General features: G+C 62.9%; 14 protein-coding genes. All 14 read right to left on the reverse strand.

Annotated elements, in window-relative coordinates; genetic code table 11:
- Window positions 1–8: 8 nt before the first annotated feature.
- The 14 genes from fliE to L6D75_RS07535 all read right to left on the reverse strand — a co-directional run bounded on the left by fliE (window position 9) and on the right by L6D75_RS07535 (window position 14,712).
- Complete coding sequence (gene fliE, locus L6D75_RS07470) at window positions 9–341, reverse strand: flagellar hook-basal body complex protein FliE (RefSeq protein ID WP_008097326.1); 333 nt, start codon at window positions 339–341, stop codon at window positions 9–11.
- A 106-nt stretch (window positions 342–447) separates the two neighbouring features.
- The gene (locus L6D75_RS07475; RefSeq protein WP_176513124.1) at window positions 448–1,818 is read right to left on the reverse strand and encodes a sigma-54-dependent transcriptional regulator; all 1,371 of its coding nucleotides are present in this window, start codon (window positions 1,816–1,818) and stop codon (window positions 448–450) included.
- On the reverse strand, window positions 1,818–3,035 hold the full coding sequence (locus tag L6D75_RS07480; protein ID WP_176513122.1) for a sensor histidine kinase: 1,218 nt from the start codon (window positions 3,033–3,035) through the stop codon (window positions 1,818–1,820). The genes L6D75_RS07475 and L6D75_RS07480 overlap by 1 nt, the downstream gene beginning before the upstream one ends.
- 171 nt (window positions 3,036–3,206) lie before the next feature.
- Entirely contained in the window at window positions 3,207–4,682 is a 1,476-nt protein-coding gene (gene fleQ / locus L6D75_RS07485; RefSeq protein WP_176513120.1) for a transcriptional regulator FleQ, read from the reverse strand.
- 166 nt (window positions 4,683–4,848) lie between these two features.
- Window positions 4,849–5,145 carry a flagellar protein FliT gene (fliT, locus tag L6D75_RS07490; protein WP_176513117.1) on the reverse strand — a complete coding sequence of 99 codons (297 nt, stop codon included), beginning with the start codon at window positions 5,143–5,145 and terminating at the stop codon, window positions 4,849–4,851.
- Between the two features lie 14 nt (window positions 5,146–5,159).
- Window positions 5,160–5,555, reverse strand: coding sequence for a flagellar export chaperone FliS (fliS, locus tag L6D75_RS07495; protein ID WP_176513115.1), 396 nt, complete (start codon window positions 5,553–5,555; stop codon window positions 5,160–5,162).
- 134 nt (window positions 5,556–5,689) lie between these two features.
- Complete coding sequence (gene fliD / locus L6D75_RS07500; protein ID WP_176513114.1) at window positions 5,690–7,102, reverse strand: flagellar filament capping protein FliD; 1,413 nt, start codon at window positions 7,100–7,102, stop codon at window positions 5,690–5,692.
- An 80-nt stretch (window positions 7,103–7,182) separates the two neighbouring features.
- On the reverse strand, window positions 7,183–7,560 hold the full coding sequence (locus tag L6D75_RS07505; protein WP_176513112.1) for a flagellar protein FlaG: 378 nt from the start codon (window positions 7,558–7,560) through the stop codon (window positions 7,183–7,185).
- A gap of 71 nt (window positions 7,561–7,631) precedes the next feature.
- Entirely contained in the window at window positions 7,632–8,483 is an 852-nt protein-coding gene (locus tag L6D75_RS07510; protein WP_176513110.1) for a flagellin domain-containing protein, read from the reverse strand.
- A 252-nt stretch (window positions 8,484–8,735) separates the two neighbouring features.
- Window positions 8,736–9,671: a ketoacyl-ACP synthase III gene (locus tag L6D75_RS07515; protein ID WP_176513108.1), complete on the reverse strand. Its 936-nt coding sequence runs from the start codon at window positions 9,669–9,671 to the stop codon at window positions 8,736–8,738.
- Between the two features lie 171 nt (window positions 9,672–9,842).
- Entirely contained in the window at window positions 9,843–10,739 is an 897-nt protein-coding gene (locus L6D75_RS07520) for a class I SAM-dependent methyltransferase (protein WP_236193463.1), read from the reverse strand.
- Window positions 10,740–10,797: 58 nt separating this feature from the next.
- Window positions 10,798–11,763, reverse strand: a complete 966-nt coding sequence (locus L6D75_RS07525; RefSeq protein ID WP_176513106.1) for an NAD-dependent epimerase/dehydratase family protein — start codon at window positions 11,761–11,763, stop codon at window positions 10,798–10,800.
- Window positions 11,760–12,893 carry an FkbM family methyltransferase gene (locus L6D75_RS07530; protein WP_176513104.1) on the reverse strand — a complete coding sequence of 378 codons (1,134 nt, stop codon included), beginning with the start codon at window positions 12,891–12,893 and terminating at the stop codon, window positions 11,760–11,762. Before L6D75_RS07530 ends, L6D75_RS07525 begins: the two co-directional genes overlap by 4 nt.
- Entirely contained in the window at window positions 12,886–14,712 is a 1,827-nt protein-coding gene (locus L6D75_RS07535) for a thiamine pyrophosphate-binding protein (protein WP_176513102.1), read from the reverse strand. Before L6D75_RS07535 ends, L6D75_RS07530 begins: the two co-directional genes overlap by 8 nt.

The raw sequence follows: 14,712 nt of genomic DNA on the forward strand, positions 1-14,712 counted from the left end.
TTCCGTCCTCAAACCGGCATCTGCATGATGTCCTGGTACGCCTGGACCAGCTTGTTGCGTACCTGGGTCAACGCCTGCATGGACACGCTGGCTTTCTGCGAAGCGATCATCACGTCGGTCAGGTCGACGCCGCTCTTGCCGATTTCGAAGGCATTGGCCAGCTGGGTCGACGCCTGCTGGGTCTCATGCACCTTGCCGATGGCCTGGCCGAGCATGTCGGCAAAGCTGCTCTGCCCCGGCGCCAGCTCAGGCGCGGCAGTGGCCTTGGGCGCGGACATGGCTTCTGCCTGCATGGCACGCATGTCCAACATCAGACGATTGAATTCAACACCTTGGCTCATGAACTTCTCTCTCCGGCGGCCGCATTTTTTTGACACTCATGCGGCGGATAGCCCAGAACTAGCAACAAGAGTGCCAGCCCGCTCGACGATCTTTGAAATGGCGCGATCAGCCGTACAGGCTGGCTTCCACGTCCAGGCCGGCATCACGCATCTGCGCCAGCTTGTAGCGCAGGGTGCGCGGGCTGATGCCGAGCCGTTCGGCAGCCTCCTTGCGGCGACCGCGTTCGGCGCGTAGGGTGTCGATGATCATCTGGAATTCGTGACGACGCATGTCGTCGCCCAGGCCACCGGCGTCCGCCGGGGCCGGCTCGGATACTGGCGCAATAGTGGCCTGCGCCGCAGCCGACAAGGGAATGGCGCCTGCCAGACAGAAATCCGCCGCTTCGATCACCCCGCCCTGCTGCAGGATCAGCGCCCGCTGCAAGGCGTTGTCCAGCTCGCGCACGTTGCCCGGCCAGCTGTGCGCTTGCAGGCAGGCGCGGGCCTCGGCCGACAGGCGCACCGGCGCATGCTTCATCTTCGCCACGTGCCGCGCCAGCAGGCGCTCGGCCAGCGGCAGGATGTCGCCGGCGCGCTCGCGCAGCGGTTGCCAGGCCAGGGGGAACACCGACAAGCGATAGAACAGGTCTTCACGGAAGCGCCCGGCCGCCACTTCGCCGGCCATGTCGCGGTTGCTGGTGGCCAGCACGCGGATGTCCAGGGCAATCGGCTTGCGCCCGCCGACCCGCTCCACTTCACGCTCCTGCAGCACGCGCAGCAACTTGGCCTGCAGGCCCAGGGGCATCTCGGAGATTTCGTCGAGCAGCAAGGTGCCGCCTTCGGCCTGCTCGAACTTGCCGGCCTGGGCAGCGATGGCGCCGGTGAAGGCGCCCTTTTCATGGCCGAACAAGGTGGCTTCGAGCATGTTGTCGGGGATCGCCGCGCAGTTGATCGCCACGAACGGCTGGGCCGCACGCGGCGACTGCTGGTGGATGTAGCGCGCCAGCACTTCCTTGCCGGTACCCGACTCGCCGGAAATGAGCACCGTGGAATCGCTGCGCGCCACCCGCGCGGCCAGCTCCAGCAGTTGCCGGCTGGCGGCCTCGTTGGCCACTGGCCCTTCATCTGCGCCAAGGCGCCCCGCGGCATGGCGCTCGAGCAGGCTCAGCAGCGCCTTGGGTTCGAACGGCTTGACCAGGTAGTCCGCCGCACCCTGGCGCATGGCCTCGACGGCACGCTCCACGGCTGCGTGGGCGGTCATCAGCAGCACCGGCAGCTGCGGGTAATGGCGGCGCAATTGCGCCAGCAGCTGGTGGCCGTCCATGCCCGGCATGTTCACATCGCTGACCACCAGGCTGAACGCCTCGCCCGCCACCGCCTGCAGCGCCTCCTCGGCACTGCCTACGGCCTTGTAGGCGAAGCCACCGATCTCCAGGGTGTCGCCCAGCGCCTGGCGCAAGGCGCGGTCGTCTTCGACCAGCAGCACCTTGATGGGCATCACAGGCCCTCCGCCGGCTGGCCGTCGATCAGTGGCAGCACCACCTTCACGCAGGTGCCGCGGCCGACCCTGGAGCGCAGTTGCAGACTGCCCTGGTGCGCACGCACCACGGCCTTGACCACGGCCAGCCCGAGCCCGGTGCCGGTGGCCTTGGTGGTGAGGAACGGCTCGCCCAGGCGCCCAAGCAGCTCTGGCGCAATGCCGCTGCCGGCATCGCTGATGCACAGGTGCAGGCTGTGCTGGCGGCGGAACAGGTGCACCTTGAGCCGCGCCGGGCTTTCGCTGGCCTGCAGGGCATTTTCGATCAGATTGAGCAAGGCGCCGACCAGGGTATCGCGGTTGCACAGCAGCTCGCCCAGGTGGGTGTCGCACTGCCAGCGCACGGCATGCCCCTGCACATGGGCCTGGGCCGCGTGCTGCAGGGCCTGGAACAGGGCTTTTGGGGTCAGCCGGTCGGTCATCGGCAGCTCGCCGCGGGCGAACACCAGCATGTCGCGCACCTGGTGCTCGAGCTCGTGCAGGCGCTCCTTGAGGCTGCCGGCAAAACGCTGACGGGTCTCTGGCGCGAGCTCGCGCTCGCCATCGGCCAGGTGGCTGGCGTAGAGCATGGCCGCCGACAACGGCGTGCGGATCTGGTGGGCCAGCGACGCCACCATGCGGCCCAGCGAAGACAGCCGTTCGTGGCGCGCCAGCTGGTCTTGCAGGCGACGGGTTTCAGTCAGGTCGTTGAGCAGCACCAGCTGGCCGGGCTCGGCGTCCAGCGAACGCGTGGCGATGGACAGGCGGCGGCCGTCACGCAGCGACACTTCGTGGCCGTCGTCCTTGCGCGGGGCGAAGCAGCGGCCGATCACCTGGCGCCAGAGCTGCCCCAGCAAGGGCTCGCCAAGCAGCTCGCAGGCTGCGGGGTTGGCTTCACGCACCAGGCCCTGGTCATCGATCACCACCACCCCACCGGGCAGCAGGTCGAGCAGGTTCTGCAGGCGGTTGGCCAGGCGCTCCTTCTCGTTCAGCTCGGCCATGCGCTGGGCGCCGACCACCGCCAGCTCGCCCTTGAGCTCGCTGACGCGGGCTTCGAGCATGCTGTAGGACTGGTTGAGCTGGGAGGAAACCTGGTTGAACAGGGCGAACGCCTGCTCCAGCCCCTCTCGACTCTCCTGTTCGACCGGGGTACGCCCCTGCAGATCAAGGGCTCGGGAATGGTGGGCGGCCTGGGGCATCGTGCTCTCTCGCGTGGCTGACCGTCATAAAAACGGTGTGGTGCCAGCGGTGTAGCAATAGCCGTGCCGGGGATGGGGGTTTTGGGTTTTTACAGGCCCAGCCCTATCGCCGGCAAGCCGGCTCCCACCCGTGGGAGCCGCTTGCCGGCGATAGGGCCGGTACAGGCCAAATCAATCTTCGGCCTGGTCCTCGCCGCCTTGGCGGCTCATGCCGTACTTGCGCATCTTCTCCACCAAGGTGGTGCGGCGAATGCGCAAGCGCTCGGCCGCACGCGCCACGATCCCGTTGGCATCGTCCAGCGCCTGCTGGATCAAACCCTGCTCCAGGCTGCCCAGGTAGTCCTTGAGGTCCAGCCCTTCCGGCGGCAGCATGGCGTGGTTGGCGAAGTTCGGCGCATGGCCGTTGATCGCCACGCGCTCTTCGAGGTCGCTGCGCAGGCTGTCGACCAGCTGCTCGTCCTCGTCGTCGATGTAGCGGAATTTCTTCGGCAGCTCCGACACACCGATCACCCCGTAGGGGTGCATGATGGCCATGCGCTCGACCAGGTTGGCCAGCTCGCGGACGTTGCCCGGCCAGCCATGGCGGCACAGCGACATGATGGCTGCGGAGTTGAAGCGGATCGAGCCACGTTTCTCGTGCTCCATGCGCGAGATCAGCTCGTTCATCAGCAGCGGGATGTCTTCCACGCGCTCACGCAACGGCGCCATCTCGATGGGGAACACGTTGAGGCGGTAGTACAGGTCTTCGCGGAAGGTGCCTTCCTCGATCATGCTCTCGAGGTTCTTGTGGGTCGCGGCAATGATGCGTACATCGATGCTCTGGGTCTTGTTGCTGCCCACCCGCTCGAAGGTACGTTCCTGCAGCACGCGCAAGAGCTTGACCTGCATCGGCAGCGGCATGTCGCCGATCTCGTCGAGGAACAAGGTGCCGCCGTTGGCCAGCTCGAAACGCCCGGCACGGCTGGTGATGGCCCCGGTGAAGGCGCCCTTTTCATGGCCGAACAGTTCGCTTTCCAGCAGCTCGGCCGGAATCGCCCCGCAGTTGACCGGCACGAACGGCGCTTCGCGGCGCTTGGAGTGGTAGTGCAGGTTGCGCGCCACCACCTCCTTGCCGGTGCCGGACTCACCGAGGATCAGCACGCTGGCGTCGGTATCGGCCACCTGCTGCATCATCTGGCGCACATGCTGGATGGCACGGCTGGTGCCGACCAGGCTGCGGAACAGGTTGGGCTCGCGCTGGCGGCCGCGCTCGCGGGCCTGGTCGTACATCTCGCGGTAGACCTGGGCACGGTGCAGCGAGTCGAGCAGCTGGCTGTAGCTGGGCGGCATTTCCAGGTTGGACAGCACCCGGCGGCGAAGCTCTTCGGGGTAGTCCGCAGAAGAAATTTCACCAATCAGCAGCACCGGAAGGAACTCATCCCACCCTGCCACGGTCTTAAGCAGCCCAAGCACTCCGGCTGGAGCATTGACGGCACCGATCAGCACGCAGAGCACTTCGCGACTGGAAGACAACGATTCGACTACCTGCTGCCAGTCCTGGCTGGAGCACGATAGGTTCTCTTCCCCGAGAAAGTTCAGTACCACCGCCAAGTCGCGGCGGCGGGCGCTGTCGTCATCGATCAGAAGAATCTTGGTTTCACGCCACATGCAATAGCAACTTCCCTAGTCATATCGGCGCCCGAAGGCATGCGCGACATCATTCCGACTGAATGGTCAGTGTTCGGACGTCTGAAATTCGAAAACAGCCACTAGTAAAGTCAAAAAAACGCATACAGTCAAATTAATGGCGGACGGCTTTTTGCCCATCTGTGGATCACGTGAACAGATGGTATACCTTAGCCGCGTTTTTCGCCTGACGGATTTGCATCATCTCGTCGACTATTGATTGACGCTCGCCACTTGCAACATCAATTAATTGGCGGTAGACGAGCAGAAGCTGCTCCAGGCTGTCGCGCACGTCGGCCTCGTTGCCCTGTGCCTCGGTCAGCACATCGTCAATGCGCAGGCGGCATTGCAGGTCGAGTTCACCGACCGCATCCCAGTCGCGGCTGGCCAGGGCGGCCAGCAGCAACTCGCGGGTCTGTTCGATTCGGGCGATTACCTCGGTCATGTCATCCTCCTTGATCAGGAAGCCGCCGACGGGTCGCCGATCGCATCCCAACCTTCTTTCACGGTGATCAGCAGGCGCGCCACTTCGTCGATGATGGCGGGGTCGCTCTTCACGTTGGCTTCGACCAGGCGGCGGCTCATGTAGGTGTACAGGCTGTCCAGCTCGGCCAGGCTGTCGGCGTGGTTTTCCAGGTCCAGGCCTTCGCGCAGGCCACCGATGATGTCGATGGCCTTGCCGATGAGGATCCCCCTCTGGGCGACGTCCTTGCGCGCAATGGCGCCCTTGGCCTGAGCCATACGATCAAGACCGCCCTGCATGAGCATCTGTACCAGACGGTGCGGACTGGCCTCGGACGTCTGGGCCACGCCATTGACTTTCTGGTACTGCCGAAGGGCCAACATCGGGTTCATGGATCTACCTCGTTGCAGCGAAAAGGTTGCTTGTACCCTGTGTATCGCCGGTACGTCAAAAAACTTTAGGGATCAAAACAAAAAGCCCGGCGCGTCGCATTGGACGCAGCCGGGCTTTTGCCACTCACGCTCGATCAGGAGTTCTTGGCTTGGGCGTTGAGCGCATCGAAGACCGATTTGATCTGGCTGGCCTGGGCATTGAGCTTGGCGACCATGGTGTCCATCGCGACGTATTTCTTGGTCAGCGACTCGGTCAGCGCCTCGGTACGACGGTCCAGGGCCAACTGTTGGTCCGACAGGTTCTTGGCAACCTTGTCGAGGTTGGCCTTGCGCGTGGCCAGGCTGCCGTCCGCCGAGTTGTACGGATCGATCGCCTTGTTCATGCGCTCGATGATGCCGTTGCTGCCGGTGAACAGCTCCTGCACCTGAGAACCCAGCTTCTTGTCATTCATCGCCGAGGTGAACTTGGTGGCGTTGAATTCCAGGGTGCCGTCCTTGGTGGTATTGATGCCCAGCTGGCTCAGCGTGGTCAGCTGATCGCCCGAGCCCACCTCGGAAAGCACCTTGCGGATGTCGTTGACCAGCGAACGGGTGGTCGGGTCGTTGCTCAGCGGGCCAAGCGACAGGTTGTCATCCGCGTCACGGGTGCTGGTGGTCAGTGCCGTGATGGTCTTTTGCAGCGTGTTGTAGGCGTCGACGAACGACTGAACGTTTTTCTTCAGGCCATCGTTGTCCTGCGCAACCGTCACAGTGCTCGGCGTGCCCGTCGCACCGGGCTTGGCACTGACGCCGGTGAGCTCCAGGGTAATACCGCTGATCGCGTCGCTGATGGTGTTCTTGGTGCTTTTTACCGTCAGGCCATCGATGGTCAGCTCGCTGTTCTGCGCGAGGCCGGTGATGTAACCCCCGCCGGTATCGCTCATCTTCGCCGTGCCGTCGATTTCCAACTCGGCAATGCCACTGACCTTGAGGTCGGAGCCGGCACCGGTGGTGGTCGAACTCAGCACCAGGCGCGCACCACCTTCGCCATTGACGATGTTGGCGGAGATACCCTGAACGCTCAATTGCTTGTTGATCTGGTCGCGAACGGTCTGCAGCGTGGAGCCGTCGGCGACATCGATTTCGTATTTGTTGCCATTTTGCTCGATGGTCATCTTGCCTGCGGTAATTGCAGACCCTGCACCACCGCTCAACGGCGCACTGGCCACCTTGGAACCGGTGGCCAGCTGGTTGACCACGATATCGTAGCTGCCCGCCACCGCCGAGTTGGTGGCAGTCACCTTGACCACCGCCTCGTTGGCCGATTTCGCCGAAAAGGCGTTGAAGGCCGGGGCGGTCTTGTCGTTGAGCTTCTTCATGGCGTCCTGGAACGCCGTGAGGGCACTGCGCAGCGAGCCCACACCAGAAATCATCGCGCTGTTGTTGCTGGTCTGCCGGGTAATCTGCGCCTTTTTGGCTGCAGTGTCGGCATTGACCAATGCGCTGACCATGTCGGTGATGTTCAGACCTGTACCTTGGCCGATACTAGATACCAGTGTGCTCGCCATACGGTTATCCCTCTTTCTGGAACGTCACATCCTGCTCCTGCAAGACAGACATCGATCCCGCTTGAAAACTTCGCCGCCCATTACACCTTGGCGTCGAACAAAAGACTGTTCACATCATGCAGGCTATGAGCGATTCGCAACGCCTCTTCAGAAGGCAATTGGCGAATCAACTCGCCCGTTTCGCTGGCGATGACCTTGACCACGATCTTGCCGGACTCTTCGTCCGTCGAGAACTGCAGGTTGCGCCGGGTCGAGCTGAGAAACTTTTCAATTTCCGAAACGGCGTTTTTCACCTTTTCGGCATCGCTGCTTTTTTCGGCAGCCGTCACTGCTTTGGGTTCCAGCGTATCAGCATTGCCGCGAGGCGCATCCGCCGACCGGGCAACGGCCTTGTCACCAACCTGCTCGGCCGGTCGAACGGCCGGGTAGGACAGATTCAGCTTGACGCTCATGTCCATGTCTACCACCTCGTAACGAAAAGGCGGGGAAGTGCCTTATCATGCACTCCCCCGCCGATTGCCATCAACGATTACTGAAGCAGTTTCAGTACGGCGGATGGCAGCTGGTTGGCCTGGGCCAGAACCGAAGTGGAAGCTTGCTGCAGGGTCTGCTGCTTGGTCAGCTGGGCAGTTTCAGCAGCGAAGTCGGTGTCCTGAACGCGGCCACGAGCGGCCTCGGCGTTCTCGTTGATGTTCTGCAGGTTGTTGATGGTGCTGGTCAGACGGTTCTGCACGGCACCCAGGTCGGCACGGGTGCTGTTGATGGCGTTCAGGGCGTCATCGATAGCGCTCATGGCGGCGGTGAAGGTGGCTTCGGCCGAGGAGCTGTCGGCACCGGTGATGCTCTGGCTGGACAGGCCGCTCAGGGCACCGGCGGTGCTCAGGGCGTCGCTCAGGCTGATGGTGATCTGGTTGTCGCTACCGGTGTTCGAGCCGACCTGGAAGGTCATGTCGCCAGCGGTACCGTCCAGCAGGTTCTTGCCGTTGAGCTGAGTGGAACCGGCGATACGGTCGATTTCCTTCAGCATCGACTGGAACTCTTTGTCCAGTGCGGCGCGGTCGTCTTCGCTGTTGTTGTCGTTTCGCGACTGAACAGCCAGTTCACGCATACGCTGCAGGATGTTGGTCTGCTCTTGCATCGCGCCTTCAGCGGTCTGGGCGATGGAGATAGCGTCGTTGGCGTTCTTGATAGCCATGGTCTGACCACGGATCTGCGAGGTCATGCGGGTAGCGATCTGCAGGCCGGCTGCGTCGTCTTTGGCGCTGTTGATTTTCAGGCCGGAGGACAGACGGGTCATCGAGGTGCTCAGTGCATCGGAAGCACGGTTCAGGTTTTTCTGAACGCCCAGAGAGGTGGTGTTGGTGTTGACGGTCAAAGCCATGACGAATTCCTCGTTGGATTGGGTACTACGGCTTCCGGCCTTGGCAATTCGCCGGGTGTGGCACAGAGAACCTTCGTAATAGTTATCGTCGTCAGGGCGGGTTGCTTTAGGGGATTTTCAAAAAAATTTACTGGCATGATGCCAGCCCAATGAAATCAAGGAGTTGACGCCAGATTTCAGGCGCAAACAACCATCAGGGTAGAAACAAAAACGCCGCCTGGCAGCGGCGGCGTCTAGCGCAGTGACGAACGGTCAGTCGCGCCGCTCGATGATGGCCGAACCCCAGGACAGGCCCACACCGAAACCACTCAAGGCGATACGCTTGTGCTGCGAGCCGAGCACGTGCTTTTCCAGCAGCAGCGGAATGCTCGACGACACGGTGTTGCCGGTCTCGACCATGTCCTTGACGAACTTTTGCTTGTGCTCGCCCTCGACGAAGCGCGCCGACACTGCATCGACGATGGCCGCGCTGCCCTGGTGCAGGCAGTACAGGTCGATGTCACCGGCCTGCAGGCCGCTGGCTTCGAGCAGCTGATGCAGGTGCGCAGGCACCTTGACCAGGGCGAAGTTGTAGACCTGACGGCCGTTCATGAAGAACTTGCCATCGGTGGTGCGCAGGTGTTCGGCACCCGCTCCGTCGCTGCCGAACAGCGACTTGCCCAACTGCCAGTTGGCATCCTCGCCCATCCAGGTGGCGGTGGCGGCGTCGCCGAACAGCATGGTGGTGTTGCGATCTTCGGGGTCGACGATCTTCGAATACGGATCGGCGGTGATCAACAGGCCATTCTTGAGGCCCGCGGCCTCCATGAAGCCTTTCATCGCATACAGGCCGTATACGTAGCCCGAGCAGCCCAGCGAGATATCGAAGGCGGCAATCGCCGTCGGCAGGCCGAGCTTGTGCTGAACGATCGCAGCGGTGTGCGGCAGGCCTTCGGCGTCACCATTCTGGGTGACAACGATCACGGCATCGATGGATGCCGGGTCCAGCGACGGATTGGCAGCGAACAGGTTCCTGACAGCCTCGACACACAGGTCGGAGGTTTCCTGGGCGTCTTCCTTGCGCGGCAAGAAGGTCGAACCGATCTTGCCGAAGATGAATTCTTGGTCTTTGCCGAATTTCGCACCCTGGGCGTAGTTATCGACACCCCCCACTGGTACGTAACTGGCGATGCTTTTAATGCCAATCATTGTGGCTTCCCGGTAGACATGGCGGATACTGCGGTTCAATAGCGTATGGCCCAGGCGTTAACCCCCCTGGGCGTGACGGCCGCATGCTCGATAGATTAGAGATGCACGTTTCGACTGCCAAGTCACGGTTATACGACCAAAGCTGCGCACGCCGCAACGCCCTCCCCCCTGTCAGCGCGCCGCTTTCTTGACCATGGCCTGAAAAATCCGCGAGGACGAACCCAGATTACGATCATCGGGAATGGCCGTACTGGTGATATCCAGCACCGTGAACCCACATGAGCTGAACAAGCTGTGCAGCGCGGTCGCGGAGAAAAAGTTGATGTGCTCGTGCCAGTGCCGCTTCTGCTCTGCCGTCAGCCCGGGATTGTCGACCATCAGTGCCTCATGCGGCAGCTCGACGTACAGCAGCGTGTCATTACCCATGCACTGGCGTATGGCGCCGAGGGTGTCCGACGGGTAGGGGACATGCTCCAGCACATGGCGGCTGACAATGAGGTCATACGCGCAGGCTCGCACGTCCTCGCTGGAAACACTGCGGGTGCCTGCCACGGTAGCCTTCCTGTCGATATCGAACACATCCACCTGGCCGGCCTCGCCCTTGAACGGGGTGTTGGTTCCGTCTCCTCCACCCCAGTCCAGAACGGACGTCGGCCTGATGTACTGCAGGATGTACGAGGTGGTGATATCGATCAGGCGGCTTGGCGCCTTGAGGGTCTGGTTGCGCTCACGAAAGCCGGGCTCATAGTGCTCGCGAAGGTCCTCGTATGCCTCACCGTAATAGCCATCGTACAGTCGGGCCATTTCGCGATCACTGAAGCGGATATCCAGGAACAGAAACTGGCACTGCACGCAATGCAAGGTATTGCACACGCAATAGGCCATGCCCTGGGGAATCGTCGCCAGGCCCCAGCCCGCGTCGATCTGCGCAGGCGCCCAGCCCAGGGCCCTGTGGGAAACGAACGGCATGAGCACAGCCGGCGACCTGAGCAATTGTTCATTACCACAGCAAACGCACTGCAGCGCCACGCGGTCGCGCTGATTCGAGGAGGCGTTGACATCGTTCATGACTGGTTTCCTGAAGCACTGATTGAGTAAGGGGGCAGCCAGCGGCGGCCGTCACCCCTCAGAGGACTGCGTGTTGGGCCGTTTCACGGATCGATTCTGCCAGGCTGTAGCGCAGACGCAGCCCTAGCTCGTTGCACGCCTTGCTGATCGCAGGCACATAGCGGTTACGGAAACTCCCCCCTGCCTCGGCGCAACGGGCAATGACCACGGGCTTGCCCGGCGCAAGCAGGTCGCGCACCTGATGCGCGAGCTCGCCAATGCTCACGACCTGATCGGAACCTACGTTGTAGGCCTGCCCCGCCTCGCCTTTGCCCAACAGCACCTCGAGCCAGTGCGCAAGGTCGCGCTGGTCCATGTACGTGCGCAGCGGCGTGCCATCGCCATTGACCGTGATGGCCGGAGCACACAGCGCATCGCGAATGAAGTTTCCGATCGCAAAGTGCACATCCAACGGCAGGTCACGCCCGACGAAGGCGAAACAGCGGGCAATCACCACCTGCAGACCATATTGCTGCTGGTACAACGCGCAGAGGTGTTCGGCGCAGCGCTTGGCGACGCTGTAGGCATGCGCCGCCTGCAGCGGGTCCGGCATGCCGTGGTAGTGCTCGCTGATCGTCTCCATATGTGCAGGCTGAGGGCCATAGACCCCGCCGGAACTGGTGAGCAGAAACCGCCCGATTCGCTCGGCAACGGCATACTCCAGCAGGTGACGGGTACCGTCGACAATCTGCGCATGGCGCTGCAGCGGGCTCAGGCTTGGGCCAGCGGTGGAATCAGCCGCCGCATGGAGCACATGGGTGAAGCCCGCCGCTACCGGCAACGACGAAGGCACCATGACATCACCCTGGTGCAGGCGCAGCCAAGGCAGCCGGGCGAACCCCGGATAGCGCGCGAGAAACGCCTCAGGCTGCCTGCTGAGCACCGTTACCTGCGGCACCGGCAAGCCCGCCGCGGCGGCTGCCTGCCAATGGCGCAACAGTGCGCGACCAAAAAACCCGGTGCCGCCGGTCAACAGGACCTTCATGACCTGGGCACTGCGTACAGGACAGCTTCGAAGGTGTTGGCAGCATGCTGTCGAATGTAGAAGCTGTAGTTGGGGCAGTAGTCGAACAACAGCTCCGGCAATTGCCATACATCCTGAGGGTTATGGTAGAGCGAGACCATCAACACAGGCCGGCTACGCCGAATCAGCTGCTGCGCGCCAGCCAGCACCTGTGCCTCCGCGCCTTCCACGTCGAGCTTGATCACGTCAACCGACACATCGGGTAGCAGCTGATCCAGTGCAACGGCAGCAATCACGCTTTCGCCGGCGCCCGTGCCGATGGAGCAGGCCTCACCCTGGCCCGCATTGAAGCTGAGCATTGCGTAGGCCTGGGCAGCTGCCAGCGGCAAGCAGACGGCGCCCTCGCCGTTGCGCGCCACGCGCTGCACGAGCCGAGCAAAATTGTCCGGGTCGGGCTCGAGCAGGAAGGCGCGCGTGCAGGATACCCCGGGCGCTTCGATCAGCTGGGCATAGCTGTCGCCATCGTAGGCGCCGCAATCCACGTAGGTGATGTCTGCGCCCTGCAGCGCCGGCAACGTCAGGGTGTTGACGTAATGGCTCTCAGCCGACAGAAAGCGCGAATACGGCATATCCAGCCCAAGGCGGAAGGCACACATCCGATACAGTATTTGCCGGCTTTGCTCATCCGCCAGGCGCTGCGCCACGGCGCCGACACGCTCAAGCCCTTCGAGCAGGCAGGCGCTGGCGCTCAACCAGAATCGCCAGCCCAGGTCGCTGGAAAACTGCTGGTACAGCTGCCACGGCATCAAGGGCGGTGCAAAACCGGCCTCGGCGACAATCTCCAACAGCTGCTCATAGGGTGTATCGCGGTTGAGGATACCCAGCGCCAGTTGCGCATCCGGATGCGCTTGCGCCAGCGTCTGCCAGTCCATCACCGGCAATCCACACGCCGCCTCCACGCGGGGCTGCGTTTCAACGAAACCGGCAACCACAACGCCTTGTTTCTGCATGGCGGTTGCCAGGCTGCGCCCGAAATTGCCGGCCCCGAACACCCACACGACCTGGCCGGGTTCCAGGTGCACGCTCGGCAAGCGCGCAGCCTGCTCGCGCAGTGCAATGAAATCGGCAAAGTGATAACGCGGCTCAGCCATTGCCCTGGCTCCGCGGGGCTTTGGCGCGTATGGCCAGTGCTTCACCGCGAATCCGTTCCAGGGCCGCCGGCTCCAGGAACGGGTGCATGTCGTCCAGCTCTGGCGTGACGAAAGCACCGTCCGCACCCACCCGCGACTTGATCCGCGGCGCGAACTCCTGGCGTGGGTCGACATGCAAGTCGATCAGCAACGGCCCATCCGTGCTCAACAGCTCATCGAACCTGGCCAGGTCGGCTTGCGCGGCGATCGATTCGGCACGCACGCCGTAAGCGCGGGCGACGGCCGTGAAGTCGGGGAACTCCACACCCGACTCCGGCGTGGCACCGATCACCCGACCGAAGAAGTTTTCATGGGTCTGCCAGATGGACAGGTAACCGCGGTTGTTCAGTACAACCACGATGACATTGGCGCCCAGGGTTTTCAGCGTCTGCAATTCCTGGATGTTCATCTGCAGGCTGCCGTCACCGGCAAAGCAGATCACCCGGCGCCCTTCGCTACGGGCAGCGGTGGCGGCGCCGATTGCCGCTGGCAGGTCATAGCCCATGGAGGCGGCGCCTGAGTTGCTGAACAGGCGTTGGCCTTTTTGCAAAGCGCCGACCTGGAAGGGCAGGATACAGGCGGAGGCGTTGCCGCAGACGACGATATCGTCCGGGCGCAGCTGGGCGAAAATGCGCTCGACCATCACATAAGGATTGAGCGGGCCAGCGGCGCTCTGCTGATGTTCTGCCGAAGCCGGGTAGGCCTGCCCGATGCGTTGGCACCACTGCACCCAATCGGCGAAGTCCGGCAGGCTGATTCGCGCCAGCTCCTGCTCGAGCACTTCGAGAAAATCATTCAGGTCGGCAGCCACGCCCAGGTCCGGCCGGACGGTGGGCTTGTCGAGCTCTGCCGGGTCGATGTCCACCTGGGCAACCCACGCATTCCTGGCGAATGCCTGCCAGTTGTAGCTGGTCTGGCGCACGTTCAGGCGCGAGCCCAGCACCAGCACGAAATCAGCTGCCTGCAGGCAGAAGTTACCGGCCCGGGTACCGATCGTGCCTGGGCGGCCAGCGAACAGCGGATGGTCCGAAGTGATCAGGTCATGGGTCCAGGCAGTGGCCAGCGGCAAACGGTAGCGCTCGACCAGTGCGAGTACGCGCTCAACCGCCCCAGCAAGCCTTACCCCGGTGCCGCCGACGAGCAACGGGCGGTGGCAATCGAGCAGCCGACGGGCAATATCAGCACAGGCCGCCTGCAGCCCTTGCGCCGCCGCCGGGCGCGACAATACCGGTGGCGCAATGCTGATTGGCGCCGTGGATTGCTGGATATCCAGCGGAATATCCAGCCATACCGGGCCAGGGCGGCCACCTACCGCTTCGGCATAAGCCTTCGGCAGCATGACCTCCAGGTCCTTCTCGCTGCGCACCAGCTGGGCATACTTGCACACCGGGCTGGCCATGGCGATGATCGGGCCCTCCTGATCACCCAGCTGGCGCAACCCTGGCACATCCTGGAAGGAGACACAGGTCTCGCGCTTGATCTGCCCCGAAATCACGATCATCGGGATGGAATCGGTGAATGCACCATGGACGCCATTGAGGGCATTGATGGACCCAGGCCCCGTGGTCAGCATGACCACCGCAGGCTTGCCGGTAATCCGCGCATAACCTTCGGCCGCCATGGCACAGGCCTGTTCGTGATGCATGAACGTGCAACGCAGCCCCTCATGCCCACCCAACGCCTGGTTGAGGAACATGGCGCCACCACCGGTAACGCTGAAGACCTGCTCGACCCCCTGCTGCACCAGCCATTGGGCAATGTGTTCGGACGCGCGCATCAT

The sequence above is a fragment of the Pseudomonas faucium genome, from assembly GCF_021602585.1.
GTDB classification, from domain to species: domain Bacteria; phylum Pseudomonadota; class Gammaproteobacteria; order Pseudomonadales; family Pseudomonadaceae; genus Aquipseudomonas; species Aquipseudomonas faucium.

Excerpts from the sequence above, each read along its gene's own strand:
- L6D75_RS07510 (WP_176513110.1), bottom strand. The coding sequence starts at position 8,483 with ATGGCTTTGACCGTCAACACCAACACCACCTCTCTGGGCGTTCAGAAA.
- L6D75_RS07515 (WP_176513108.1), bottom strand. The coding sequence starts at position 9,671 with ATGATTGGCATTAAAAGCATCGCCAGTTACGTACCAGTGGGGGGTGTC.
- L6D75_RS07520 (WP_236193463.1), bottom strand. The coding sequence starts at position 10,739 with ATGAACGATGTCAACGCCTCCTCGAATCAGCGCGACCGCGTGGCGCTG.
- fliD (WP_176513114.1), bottom strand. The coding sequence starts at position 7,102 with ATGGCGAGCACACTGGTATCTAGTATCGGCCAAGGTACAGGTCTGAAC.
- L6D75_RS07525 (WP_176513106.1), bottom strand. The coding sequence starts at position 11,763 with ATGAAGGTCCTGTTGACCGGCGGCACCGGGTTTTTTGGTCGCGCACTG.
- fliE (WP_008097326.1), bottom strand. The coding sequence starts at position 341 with ATGAGCCAAGGTGTTGAATTCAATCGTCTGATGTTGGACATGCGTGCC.
- fliT (WP_176513117.1), bottom strand. The coding sequence starts at position 5,145 with ATGACCGAGGTAATCGCCCGAATCGAACAGACCCGCGAGTTGCTGCTG.
- L6D75_RS07505 (WP_176513112.1), bottom strand. The coding sequence starts at position 7,560 with ATGGACATGAGCGTCAAGCTGAATCTGTCCTACCCGGCCGTTCGACCG.
- L6D75_RS07480 (WP_176513122.1), bottom strand. The coding sequence starts at position 3,035 with ATGCCCCAGGCCGCCCACCATTCCCGAGCCCTTGATCTGCAGGGGCGT.
- L6D75_RS07475 (WP_176513124.1), bottom strand. The coding sequence starts at position 1,818 with ATGCCCATCAAGGTGCTGCTGGTCGAAGACGACCGCGCCTTGCGCCAG.
- L6D75_RS07535 (WP_176513102.1), bottom strand. The coding sequence starts at position 14,712 with ATGATGCGCGCGTCCGAACACATTGCCCAATGGCTGGTGCAGCAGGGG.
- fleQ (WP_176513120.1), bottom strand. The coding sequence starts at position 4,682 with ATGTGGCGTGAAACCAAGATTCTTCTGATCGATGACGACAGCGCCCGC.
- fliS (WP_176513115.1), bottom strand. The coding sequence starts at position 5,555 with ATGAACCCGATGTTGGCCCTTCGGCAGTACCAGAAAGTCAATGGCGTG.
- L6D75_RS07530 (WP_176513104.1), bottom strand. The coding sequence starts at position 12,893 with ATGGCTGAGCCGCGTTATCACTTTGCCGATTTCATTGCACTGCGCGAG.